This window comes from Bremerella cremea (genome assembly GCF_039541315.1).
Lineage (GTDB): Bacteria > Planctomycetota > Planctomycetia > Pirellulales > Pirellulaceae > Bremerella > Bremerella cremea.
Genome location: NZ_BAABFZ010000003.1, coordinates 2,903,509 through 2,915,328, shown reverse-complemented (window position 1 = coordinate 2,915,328; position 11,820 = coordinate 2,903,509). Strand labels below are relative to the sequence as shown.

General features: G+C 57.0%; 9 protein-coding genes. 4 read left to right on the top strand and 5 right to left on the bottom strand.

The window, feature by feature from the left end; translation table 11 throughout:
• Positions 1-18 precede the first annotated feature (18 nt).
• The 3 genes from ABD890_RS14175 (at position 19) to ABD890_RS14165 (ending at position 2,505) form a co-directional block, all read left to right on the top strand.
• A complete protein-coding gene (locus ABD890_RS14175; RefSeq protein WP_345090534.1) occupies positions 19-927 on the top strand; it encodes a YceI family protein in 909 nt (302 codons plus the stop codon).
• Between the two features lie 6 nt (positions 928-933).
• Positions 934-1,845 carry a hypothetical protein gene (locus ABD890_RS14170; protein WP_345090531.1) on the top strand — a complete coding sequence of 304 codons (912 nt, stop codon included), beginning with the start codon at positions 934-936 and terminating at the stop codon, positions 1,843-1,845.
• Between the two features lie 192 nt (positions 1,846-2,037).
• A complete protein-coding gene (locus tag ABD890_RS14165; RefSeq protein WP_345090528.1) occupies positions 2,038-2,505 on the top strand; it encodes a DUF4112 domain-containing protein in 468 nt (155 codons plus the stop codon).
• Between the two features lie 16 nt (positions 2,506-2,521).
• Here the strand turns inward: ABD890_RS14165 and ABD890_RS14160 are convergent, their stop codons facing one another.
• The 4 genes from ABD890_RS14160 to ABD890_RS14145 form a co-directional block, all read right to left on the bottom strand.
• Positions 2,522-3,565: a DUF6268 family outer membrane beta-barrel protein gene (locus ABD890_RS14160; protein WP_345090525.1), complete on the bottom strand. Its 1,044-nt coding sequence runs from the start codon at positions 3,563-3,565 to the stop codon at positions 2,522-2,524.
• A gap of 96 nt (positions 3,566-3,661) precedes the next feature.
• Positions 3,662-4,867: a hypothetical protein gene (locus ABD890_RS14155; protein WP_345090522.1), complete on the bottom strand. Its 1,206-nt coding sequence runs from the start codon at positions 4,865-4,867 to the stop codon at positions 3,662-3,664.
• Between the two features lie 120 nt (positions 4,868-4,987).
• Positions 4,988-8,458 carry a PVC-type heme-binding CxxCH protein gene (locus tag ABD890_RS14150; RefSeq protein WP_345090519.1) on the bottom strand — a complete coding sequence of 1,157 codons (3,471 nt, stop codon included), beginning with the start codon at positions 8,456-8,458 and terminating at the stop codon, positions 4,988-4,990.
• A gap of 62 nt (positions 8,459-8,520) precedes the next feature.
• Positions 8,521-9,717 (bottom strand): SGNH/GDSL hydrolase family protein, encoded by a 1,197-nt coding sequence (locus ABD890_RS14145; RefSeq protein WP_345090517.1) that lies wholly within the window; start codon positions 9,715-9,717, stop codon positions 8,521-8,523.
• 276 nt (positions 9,718-9,993) lie between these two features.
• Here ABD890_RS14145 and ABD890_RS14140 point away from each other — a divergent pair, with 276 nt between their 5' ends.
• Positions 9,994-11,067: a hypothetical protein gene (locus ABD890_RS14140; protein WP_345090514.1), complete on the top strand. Its 1,074-nt coding sequence runs from the start codon at positions 9,994-9,996 to the stop codon at positions 11,065-11,067.
• Here ABD890_RS14140 and gmhB read toward each other — a convergent pair.
• The gene (gene gmhB / locus ABD890_RS14135) at positions 11,015-11,722 is read right to left on the bottom strand and encodes a D-glycero-beta-D-manno-heptose 1,7-bisphosphate 7-phosphatase (protein WP_345090511.1); all 708 of its coding nucleotides are present in this window, start codon (positions 11,720-11,722) and stop codon (positions 11,015-11,017) included. The two genes, ABD890_RS14140 and gmhB, sit on opposite strands and share 53 nt — an antisense overlap.
• Positions 11,723-11,820: the final 98 nt, after the last annotated feature.

Below are 11,820 nucleotides of genomic sequence, written 5' to 3'. Positions count from 1 at the left end.
ACAACGGAGAATGAGACGATGCGTTTAATGGGTTTAGTGCTAATACTTACGATTGCCTGCCTGGGCTGCAAGCCACCTGAAGGCAAGACCACACCTGGAACGACTGGCAGCAACGAAACGGCTGCCCCGGAAGTTTCCAACGAAACGATGCCTCCTCCGGCAGAAGACGTGAAGCCTGCGGAAGAAGCTCCGAAGGAAGAGATGACCAAGCCGGCCGAAAAAGTGGCTCCGATGGAACCGCCAAAGGAAGAACCGAAGGCCGAGCCAGCTCCCCCGGCGGAAACTCCGAAAGAAGAAGCCAAGCCGGAAGAAGTCGATCCAGCCGCGGCCGCCCAACCAACGCCCGCCGATTCCGTCGAAGGCCTGTTGGATGAAAAGCCTGCTCCCGAAGCTGGCGCCGAAATGAAGAAGGCTGAACCGACCGAAACTGTTTCGACCGAAGCGACCGGCCCGGTAGAAACGGCTTTGACTCCGGACAATACCTTGGTTCAGTTTGTTGGCACGCACGTCGGCGACAAGCCAGATCCACGAACCGGTAAGTTCGGCAAGCTGACTGGCACCGCCAAGGCTGCGGACGGCAAGCTTTCGGAAGTCTCGGTCACGATCGAAACCGCTTCGATTGAAACTGAATTTGAAAAGCTGACCAACCACTTGAAGAGCCCCGACTTTTTCGATGTCCGTCAGCACCCAGAAGCGAAGTTCGTCTCGAAGAAGATCGAAGCAGGCGACGACGGCAAGTTCAACATCACCGGCGACCTGACACTGCTGGGCGAAACCAAGTCGATCACCTTCCCAGCCGTTGTGACCATCGGTAAGGAAGTCAATCTGACCGCTGAGTTCGTCATCGACCGTACCGAGTTCGGCATGACCTACAGCCCGGACAAGGTTCATAAAGATGTCACCATGACGATCAAGGTTGGTAAGTAACCCACGATGCCTTTCTCGTCGAATGATCTGATCTGGAGCCTGGTCGTCCCGCTTCTGGCGGCGACCGGGCTTCGTTTTGTATTGTCGTGGATTGTCTCTTGGTTCGATACGGCTCCGTCTATCGAAACCTCCGAAGAGGCAACGACAAAGATTGCCGCTCCGATGGCGATCCCTCTGGAAACCGCCATCCCGCTGATTGCCGCCGCAGCGATCGGATACTTTCAACTGGAGTTGGGGCCGTTAGTTCCCAAGGCCCATTACGAATGGCTACCGCTCGGCGTTTTGATTGCCGCCGTGGTGGCCACGCTGGTCGGTTTCTTTCAACGATTTGCAATCGTCAGGTTCGGCCTTCTGCCGTTGGCTTACGCTGGGGTCGTCGGTGGCGTCGGCTATATGTTGATGCCGACCTGGGACGATCTTTCTCCTTCGTACCCCGTTTACCTGACGTGCTGGTGCGCGGGGGCCTGGCTGTTGGCATGCACGACCGAATGGGCCACCGATCGAGGTCGCTGGTCGTTTGCGATCGTCTGGCTGGGAACTTGCTTAGCGGTGGCGATTGTTGTGGCACTCTCCGAAAGCCTTCGCTTCGCCCAGATCGCTGGGCTTACCTTTAGCGGTTCGCTCGGTCTGGTAATTGGCGGTATGCTGATGCGGCGTGGTCTGCTGGGGGGCCTAGGGCTGACTTTAACGACCTACCTGGGCGGGATCCTTCTGATTGCCCACGTCAATTCGTTCAGCGATGTCCCTCTGGTCAGCTATTGGCTGCCGATGATTGGACCTCTGTTATCGGTTGTCGTTGCGACACTTTTGCCTGGCAAAATATCTGGGTTTGCCCGCGGCACCTGCATCGTGCTGGTGGCAGCGATCCCATCGCTGGTTGCTGTCACGTTGGCAGTTCTCGCAACAATGCCTGAGTGATCTGCACCCGTTGGTTGCCAGCCACCCAGCGGTAATCTATGGCAGCCATAGACCATTGCAACCTATTGAAGCGAGGCGATTTACGTTCACTCGCCACGATTCATTCGGTCACATTCGGCCGTGCTGGTATAGCGATTGCTTCTGATTCTTTTGCACGCTTTCGTGCAGCCCCTTTTGAATCGGTAGAAAGCCATGAGTATTCGCTATTTATCCCCCAATACGTCTCGGCTAATGCCACGTCGTCCGCAGTATCCTGACGAAGTCGGCAAAGCTGGCAATAAGGTTCAGTCATCGCTCACCAGCGACGATCGCGAAAAGCTGGTCGCCAGGCTGCGAACGATCGCCCGATTGTTCGACGATGCGGTTACCGTGCCAGGTACCAAAATCACCCTCGGTTGGGATGCCGTGATCGGTTTGATCCCATTCGTCGGTGATACGGCTACCACCGCCGTTTCGGCCTACTTCCTGTGGGAAGCTTATCGACTCGGTGCGAGTCGTTGGACCTTGGTGAAGATGGTCGGCAACGTGCTGGTCGACTTCCTGGTGGGTCTGGTTCCGCTGGTTGGTGACCTGATCGACGTGACTTGGCGAGCCAATCGCCGGAACATGAAGCTGCTGGAGAAAGAACTCGAGAAGCAGCAGAAGCGTAAGAAGAACTAGGCCGCGAATTCGCTGCCTAGTACCACCATCCGCTGCGAAGCATGATGGTGTCGCTCATATCGAGAGTAGCAGGATCGTACTTGTATTCGAGCTTTCGCCCGAAGACATATCCGATTTCGACGAACGACTTGCCACCCCCGTCCGACTTCCGCTCCATGCCAATCAGCACGCGGTAGTCGCTGAGGGTCAAGTCGTCGTTCTGGCCAATCGGATGCTCGACGCTCCAGGTGCCTCCACCGAACTCACCAGAGACATACCACCAGTCTTCGTGCCCATCGCCGTAGTTGAACAACTGCATATAACGAGGCCGAGGAAAAGTGAGTTCCAATCGGTGATCGTCGTCGGGCGTCCAAATTAAACCGACGGCAGGTAGGACCGAATAGTCTTCGCGGTTCAAGTACACCACACCCAGCAGGAACTGAACCGTGTCGGTCCATTGGTACGAGAGCAGTGCCATCCCGCTGACTCGGAACGCGTCGCCATCGGTTCGCTTGAAGTCGCTGTAAACGCCCGGGGTGACTGAGAGTACGGTTCCCCACTTGGGCGAAAGCTGCGACATCCAACGCGTGGTGAGGTAAGCCTGATACAGCGTAGCCGGGGCCTGGATCGAGTCAGGTCCGACCAGGAAATACATGCCATAGCCCGGCGTCAGCAACAGCGGCGATTCGCGAGTCGGGGCTGGAAAGCCCAGCGTGGCACTGCCGCTCACTTCGGTCATCCCAATGTTGTCGCCACTGCCTGCAATCCAGGTACTTTGAATCGCCAGCGACTGCAGAATGCCGTTCTTCGCAGGGCTTAGCTTCGGTCGCGAGGTGAAGACCTCATCTTCGGTTAGAAACAATGCATCTTGCTTTTCGACATCGTCGGACAAGGTGCTCAGCTCGGGAGGATTCTCGGCCAGTCGATAGGCCGGACCATCCGGATTGCTCAAAGAAGGATTGCTGTTGAACTGCGAAAGCGGATAGTTGTTCGGAAAGACTTCCGTGGGGGGAATCCGCTGAATCGGTTGGAACGAATCGTTGTCGAGCTTCCCGAATTCTCGCTGAGCCCAAGGCTGCATCTGCGCGCGAGCTTCGTGTACGCCATTGCCCAATAGCAATGTGCACACCACAAGCCAACACGTCGCGAAGATTGCTGGTAGCTTCAAAGACTCGTCCTAGAAATTGAACCCGGCCCGGATCATCAAGGTGTCGTCAACTTTCAGGTTCGGAACCGTCGGCGATCGATACAGGATGTTTCGATCCCAGACGTAGCCGATTTCGGCATAGGCCCGCAGGCGGTTCGGATGGGTCGCTTCCAGACCGACGAAGACGCGGTAGTCATTGATGTCGATCTGATCGGAAACGTCGTCCATCGTGGGGAAGTCGTACCGATGAATGGTCCAACTGCCGCCACCATACTCGCCACCGACATACCACCACACCTTCCGGTCGCCAACCGTCGTCCAGTATTTCGACAAGCGAGGGTAGGGGAAGGTAATGTCGAATCGCGTCAGGCTATCTGGTTCCCACAGCAGCCCGAGCACAGGCAGAATCTTGGTATCCATACGGTCGAGATAGACCGCCCCTGCCTTCAACGTCATCGTCGGTGTCAGGCGAATATTACCGACGCCCAAACCTTGCAAACGAAGGCTGTCCGAGTTGATGGTCTCGAAGTCGGTATACACACCCACGCGGAACCCGAGTTCCGCATATAGTCGCGGGGTCAGTTCCGGATTCCAAGCCAGGTCCAAGTAGGCACTGTAAGCATTGGCAGGCAAGTCTTGCACACCGGTCGAAGGACCATCCCACAAATGCAGCACGAACGCCGGAGTCACCAGCAGCGGATGCTCGCTGAACAGGAAGTTCGGGAACAATGCCGTGACCGAGGTCTCGAAGTCCTGGATCTGCAGCGTGTCCGGGTCGTTGCTCAACTTCGGCAGAAAGGTCGTCTTGAACGCCAGGTTTTCCATGAAGCGTTCATACGGGATCTGGAAATCCTGCTGGTTGTAAGCGAATGGCTGAGCCGGCTGATAAAGCGGCTGTGGCTGCTGTGGATAAAGCGAGTTGGGTCCCGTCGAAAAACTCGGCGGTGGCGCAGAAGGAGCCGGCGGGAAACTGCTCGGCGGAGGATAGCTCGAAGTCGGCGGAGCTGCGTAGGTCGGGGCGCTGTAGGTGGGCGCCGCTTGCCCATAAGATCCGTACTGAGGTGCCGTTGAATAGGGATCCCAGCCCGAGATTGAAGCTCCGGCCGAAGAACCAGTCACCGGGGCAGGGGCCACGGTTGTTTGCGCATCGGCAGACTGCTCGGTTACGAACACGCTCAGTGCTAGCAACAAGCAGCTTGAGATACGGAATAACGGCTGATGAGAAATTTTTTTCACGATGACGCTCAAGTCCCCCGTCAACTTGTGACGATACCAATTAGCTGGACCGGAGCGTGTAACTACCAAAGGGGCATCTTGCAGGTCAAGGCAAGATTGCCCCATTCTCATTGATAACGGCTAATTCTTTGCCGCCGTGGCCAATCGGCCGGTCGATTCCGCTTCCAGGAATTGAACTTTCAACCCCTGCTGGCGTTCGCCCAGGTTGATAGCAACCGTCAGACGGTGCTTCCCTGGCTGCCATTGGGCCTCGAACGTCTGGCTCGTTGGAATTGGCTTGCCATCGATCCACAGCGAAAGCCCTTCCGCACCATCCAGAGCGAACTTGAATGTCCCTTCGTTAGCGACATCAATTTCGGTTTCCAGGTACGCGAAGCTTGGCTGATTGCGGTGAACGTCGAACTTCGGCAGTTCTGCGAGCGGCACGCTACCATCGACCTGAGCGAAGATTGGCTGCCAGACGAACGCTTCGTTCCCCTGACCGACCGAGTTGTTGCTCGACCGATTGATCACATGACGGGCAGCGTCGCTGTACGTCAACGTCTGCCACGATCGTAGATAGCGTTTGTTGCCAATCGAGAACGCTTCGTCCTTGCCCAGCTTCGAGAGGAAGGTCGCCAGGTCGACGATTTCCTTCTGGGTCAGCGAGTCGATGGAACCATCAGGCATCAGCGAACGGCCTTCCGCACGATCGTCGATCGCTTCCTGAGGGATCTCGATCTCTTTCCCGTCAGCATCGCGAAGGACCAGCATCTCTTGGTTCTCGCGAACCGGGATCCCGGTCACCACCTTGCCTTCGTCCGTCAGAATGATCAACGAGTGGAAGTTCTCTTTCACCTTGGCACTCGGACGCAGCAGCGACTCGACGATGTAGTCTGGCTGGGCACTGGCACCGAGGCTGATCAAGTTCGGGCCGACTTTTCCGCCTGACTCGCCGATCGCGTGACACTTGTAGCAGTTGAGGGCTTCCTTGCGATAAATCGCTTCGCCGGCGTGCGGGTCGCCCGATTCCATGGTCAGTTGCGTGATCTGAGCCAACTCTTCATCCGACCATTGCCGAATGCCCTGAGTCAGCCCGCCTGCGGTCTGGACTGCGCTGACCAGCTCGGGCGAAGCCTGGCTGCTGCTACGAACGGCCCGGAGTGCCAACTGAGCGGCATCTCGCGGGAGCTTCTTATCCTTCAAGGCCTCTGCCAGGCGAACCTGTCCTTGCTTGCGGCTGACAAATGGAGCCAAGACTGCTTCCGCCGACACGTCCGACTTCTCTTTCGAGAGCAGCTCGGCAGCCTGATTGGCAGCCACCGGCAGATTGATTGTCGCCAGGCTTTCGATCGCCGCGATGCGGACAGGAGCCGAAGCCTTGTCGCTATGAATCAATCCATTCAGCAGTTGCACGGTCGCTTCGCCTGGCATCTTGGCCAAGGCCCGAACGGCCGCCACGCGTGCTGCTGGTGGCAATTCTTTTTCACCAGCGGCGTACGAACGAACCAGTTCCTGCGAAGCAACGTTCCATGAAATCGCCGCGTCGAAGGCCAGCGCCGAGACTTCTGGCGAATCGGAGCCGTACAATTTTTCGATGCTCGCCAGGTCACCTTCCGGCTTGGTCTTGCGAACTTGCATCGCCACCAGAAACGACTTCAGAATCGGCACGATCTGAGCGTTGTCTTCTGCCCGGCTACCACCTGGCAAAATTGACGTGAGCAGTTTGCCCAGCAGTTGCGAGTCACCCCGTTGTGCGGCCAACTGAACCAAACGGTTCGAGGTTGGTACGTCTGCTTTGGACAGCATCACAACGGCCGCTTCCGCCACTTCCGGATTGGTAATCGATTCGAGGGCGAACACCCAGCTTTCCGGATGCGCGAGGGCATCTTGCAGAATCTTCGAGTTCGTATCGTTGCTGGCAACCGCTTCCTTCAGTTCTGGCACCCACTGTGGAGCCAGGTCTTCAGTCAATTGCCAGACAGCGAAGTCGAGGAATCGGTCCATCGGTTGACGCGTCGCTTCCAGGCCAACGATCATCGACTCGGAAGTTGGAATGGTGGCCAGAGCGCGAACCCCTTCCAGGCGAACGCGGGGATGTTCGTCACGAACGGCCGCGGCGAACATTGCCATCGGGTCGGAAAGCTGGTCGTGCCACTGCGAAGCGACGCGGACACCAGCGGCACGGATGTTGTGATCTGGCGAAGCCAACATTTCGCTTAGCAGCGGTTCGTTGATTTCGTCGAGCGCCTGATACGCCCACAGGCCTTCCAACCGATGATGAGCAGTTGCCGGATCATCTTTGGCTTGAGCCTTCATCCAGGCGGCCAGCTTTTCCAACACTTCGGCTCGTGGACGCAGCTTCAACTGCAGTTTGGCATGCGTGCGAACCCACTTTTCGGACGAGGTGAGCGCGGCCAACAGTTCGTCGACCGAAGCCGCTTCCAGGTTGGTTGGCTTGACCAGCGGACTTCCCTTCTTGGTGATTCGCCAGATACGACCATGAACATGATCGCGACGCTTATCACGGAAGTCGACTTCGCCATGCTGAATGATCGGGTTGTACCAGTCGGCGACGTAGATGGCCCCATCAGGCCCCATCTTGATATCGACCGGACGAAACGCACCGTGGCTTGCTTTGATCACATCTTCGGTCTGACGGCTCGCGAAACCGGAACCATCTTCTTCCAGCACGAAACGGCACACCCGATGGGCACGGAAGTCATTGGTCAAAGCACTGGTCTGCCAATCTTCGGGCAAATGCGAACCACCGACCAGTTCCAAACCGCAATGCTTCGGGCTGCCTGGGTTGAGACCGGTCAACAGACGACGCGAGTTGGCGGCCGTCACAAACACGGCTCCTGGGAAGGTGTAGTTGATCCCTTCGCCATAGGCACCGTCGGTCGCGAAGTTGGCACCATAGTTGTTGTAGTGATGTCCCCAGGTATTCACGAAACCACGGCAGAAAACATCGAGCTCCATCGTTTCAGGACGGAACTGCCAGATACCACCGGCATTCAAACGACGGACGCCATGCGGGGTTTCGATATGGCTGTGAATGTAGATCGACTGATTAAAGTACATCATGCCGTCGTAGCCCCACCGCAGCGTGTGCAGAATGTGGTGGGTATCTTCCGTACCGAAACCAGACAGAACGACTCGCTTCGAGTCCGCCTTGCCGTCGCCATCGGTGTCCTTCATGTGCAGCAGTTCCGTACTGTTGGCGACATAAACGCCGCCATCCCCTGGCAGCACGCCGGTTGGAATCAGCAGGCCATCGGCGAAGACCGTTGACTTGTCGGCCTGGCCGTCACCGTCGGTGTCTTCCAGCATCAAGATCTTGTCGTTGGCGACCTGACCTGGTTCGATCTGCGGATAGACCTCGCTGGAGGCAACCCACAAACGTCCCTGGGCGTCGAAGTTGATTTGAATCGGGCTGGCGATCATCGGCTCGGAAGCGAACAGGTTCACCTCGAAGCCTTCCGCTACGGTGAACGACTTGCGTTCCGCTTCAGGATCGGTGTCAGGGATTACCGTCAGGTTGCGTTGAGCCAGCGCGGAAGCAACCGGCGCGATCAGCATTAAAAGCAAGGCAAGGGCAGAGCGATACATTGGTATGGTTATCTCAGTTGGAAGGATGGATTTCGCGGAAAAGAGCAGGCCAGCAAGCTCGATTAGTCGAGCTGAACTTTCACGTTCAGGGGCTGCTTAAGCTCGAAGATCTTCTTGTCCTGAGCTTCCACCAAAGGATCGAACTGTGGGATCTCCACAGCGTTGTTGCCCTGTTCGTGCTTGCGGAACAGGTAGAGATACGTTTCGTTCTGAGGACGATAACGATCGAAGAAGAGCTGATTCTTTCGCAAGATTGCCTGGCGAAGTTCTTCCGCACGATCGGTGAGCGGAGCAGCCGGAACATCGACACCCGCGGCCCACTGCTTGGCGGTCGCCGTCACCTTGGGCTGGTCGTCGAGCTGAAGCGTATGCTCTCCGTCGTTCAGAAAATGTATCGCGTAAGTGATCGTATTCTGGTTGTCGGCCAGGGGCGAACGAGGATAAGGGATCGGCATCGCAACCCCTTTATCCCCTTCCAATTCACTGGCAGGGTTTGCCGTTGTCAGCGATCGCTTCGGCGAAAGCCCCAGCCGCGAGGTCATCACCGGTGCGATCTTCCAGTAGCCATAGCCAGTCAGGTGCAAGCCGTTGTCGGTCAGAAACGCAGGATCGCCTGACTCTTGTGGCTTATAACCGGAGACGGCCTTGCTCGCGTTGACGAACGAATGTCCCCGGTCGTAGGCAATTTCTGAGATCGCCTTCGAGTAGAGTTCAACGTTCTGGTTGTACTGTTCTGGATTCGGCAGAGGCTCGCCCAGGTTTTCCATCGGCAGCGGCAAGATCATCACGATTCGCTTGGTTCGCTTTTCGAGTTCGTCGAGCAGCTTGCCATAGTTCGCCTTGAATGCTTCCAGCCCTTTCTCACCCTCGAATGCTTCGTTGGTGCCGTAGCAAACGAAGATCACCGTTGGGTTCACCAGATCAAGCGACTTGGTCAGATGCGACCAGCCTTCTTGCTGGTTGCCAAACCGGGCTCGAGCAATTCCGGTAGCCGTGTCACCACTCCAACCCAGATTGCGGATGCTGAAGTTGGTTTCGGGTAGCGACAGCTGCAGCGCGAGCTCGAAGTAGCCATACTGCTGCTCGCGTTCGATGAAGGTGCCACCGACCAGAGCGATCCGATCACCATCGTGGATTTCGTATGGCTTGGGGGCACCAGCCGATCCGAATTGGGCCAGTGCCGAGGTAACGGACAAGCAGGCGAAGATGATCCCCATGCAGAAGGGGGCGAACCTAGGGTTCGAGAAGCAGCGAATCACGGGCAGCTCCAGATCTGAGCGATTGAAAGGTTGGAAAGGCAGGCTTAAGGGGGAGAACCGCTTAGTTTAGCCCGCTCGTATCGGAACTTCCAGCTAGGCAACCATTCGACGCGGTTTTAAGGAAATCTTATGCCCCTTTGCCCCAATCCGACCCTTTACCGTGTAATCCTGATAATATAATTGGTTGCTTCGGGCTGCCTGGGGAGCTCCTTGTTACTTGTTCCCTGCCGCGCTTCAAGGTTGCCTGGTAGACATCGGAAATTTTCGGAGCCCCACATGCTGTTGAGTTCCTGCCCGCGTTGCCACGATTCGATTCGTATTCCTTCGGCAGCGACCGAAATGTCGGTCATCCGTTGCCCTCGTTGCGGCGAACAGTTCCCGTTAGGCGAGATCATCAATCTGCTGCCACCTGAAGCCGAGATCATCTCGGGGCCTGGCTCGGAAGTGAAGCTGGTCTTTCCGAACGAGCCGAGCGACGGTTCGGAATATGCGTTGGTCGACAACAGCGAGGCAACGCGTACCGACTTTCAATTCAAAGAATCTGGTCCCATGGCCAGTTCGCCCCCGATGGCGAAGATTGATTCGAATCGTCCGCCGCGACGTCCTAAACGCCCAGAGCCGAATGTTGCGATCGAGTTCTTGAAAGTGATCGTGGGCGGCGTGGTCGGTCTTGGCCTGGCGCTCTTCGCCGTGATGTGGTTCATGCACAAAGATCCCATCGGGATCGTGAAGCAGCTTCCCGCTCAGGCTTACTTCATTGTGCCGCATGAACTGCGAACGCCTGACATGAAGAAGCTTGCCAACCAAAACAGTTCCGAAGAAGAAGCTGCCGACACGATGACGCCGACCGTTCCGACGGAAACCATCCCGCTGGACGATCAGCCTCCTGCAAACGGCGACGGAGCGAACGCCCCGGTCTCACGCAACGCACCGGCGGGCGAGAAGGAGGACGAAAGCCCTTTGGCAACCGCCTTTCAGCAGCAAGTAAACGCCTCGAAGCAAGACAAACCCGCTCCTAAGCCTCGCGCTGTCAACAAGCCTGCCAAGGTTGAACCGAAGGCCACGCCGAAACCAATGGCAGAAGAACAGCCCAAGGTCGAAGAGAAGCCGGAGGAAGAAACGCCTCCGATGATGACCGAAACGGCCAAACCGATGGTCGATCCCGAAGATGAAGAAGGGGAACCGACCGAACCTACGCCAATTGAGGCGGAAGTGATCGAGCAGATCACGCTCGCCAGCGAGGAATTAGGCGAGATCGGAGCCGAGATCCCGCCACACCCATCCACCGAAACCACACCTATTGATGTGGGTAATGTTGACCTATCTCCGGTCGGTGATGGCGATAATTAGACGCGAACTTCGGTGCCTTGACGCTCTGCGGATGGTTGTGAGCGATCTGATTTAAGATCTGATCCACCGCCGCAGCCAGGTCGTCGACAATGTTGGTCACTAAGGCAGCGCCGGTCGCTTCTGCTTCACGGAGCAATTCTTCTTCGGTCTGACGGCCGTAACCGGTTCGGACCAGAATGCCTCGGGCTCCGCAGTTCACCGCGGCCCGCAAGTCAGATCGCTTGTCGCCAACCATATAGGCCTGGCTCAGCGAGACATTTTCCTGAGCCGCCGCCGCGCTCAGCATCCCGATGCGTGGCTTACGGCACTCGCAGTCCAGGGCGTACTTCTTCACAATCGCGGCACCATGATGCGGGCAGTAATAGTACGCATCGACCGACGCGCCATGGTCTGCCAGCAGCTTGTCCATGTAGTTGTGGACGTCCTGTACGTCGTCTTCGGTGTAATAACCGCGGGCAATCCCCGATTGGTTGGTGATCACAATCACCGGAATGCCAGCCTTATTGAGCCGGGCAATCGCTTCTGCCGCCCCTGGGATAATCCGCAATTGATGGGGCGAACTGAGGTATTTGACTTCCTCGTTGATCGTGCCGTCGCGGTCCAGAAAAACAGCCGGTCGACCGGGGCCAGTCCAGATTTTCGTATCAAGCGCCATGACAGCATTCCGTGGGCAGAAGCCAAGAGAGACCAGGTGAGGGGGGTGTTTGTACAATTTTCGTCGGCCGTACCCAAGGCCAATCTTAACTATGATTT

What these genes read in the sequence shown, in the direction of transcription:
- ABD890_RS14170 (WP_345090531.1), top strand. Translation starts at nt 934, where the DNA reads ATGCCTTTCTCGTCGAATGATCTGATCTGGAGCCTGGTCGTCCCGCTT.
- ABD890_RS14175 (WP_345090534.1), top strand. Translation starts at nt 19, where the DNA reads ATGCGTTTAATGGGTTTAGTGCTAATACTTACGATTGCCTGCCTGGGC.
- ABD890_RS14165 (WP_345090528.1), top strand. Translation starts at nt 2,038, where the DNA reads ATGAGTATTCGCTATTTATCCCCCAATACGTCTCGGCTAATGCCACGT.
- ABD890_RS14160 (WP_345090525.1), bottom strand. Translation starts at nt 3,565, where the DNA reads ATGCAGCCTTGGGCTCAGCGAGAATTCGGGAAGCTCGACAACGATTCG.
- ABD890_RS14150 (WP_345090519.1), bottom strand. Translation starts at nt 8,458, where the DNA reads ATGTATCGCTCTGCCCTTGCCTTGCTTTTAATGCTGATCGCGCCGGTT.
- gmhB (WP_345090511.1), bottom strand. Translation starts at nt 11,722, where the DNA reads ATGGCGCTTGATACGAAAATCTGGACTGGCCCCGGTCGACCGGCTGTT.
- ABD890_RS14140 (WP_345090514.1), top strand. Translation starts at nt 9,994, where the DNA reads ATGCTGTTGAGTTCCTGCCCGCGTTGCCACGATTCGATTCGTATTCCT.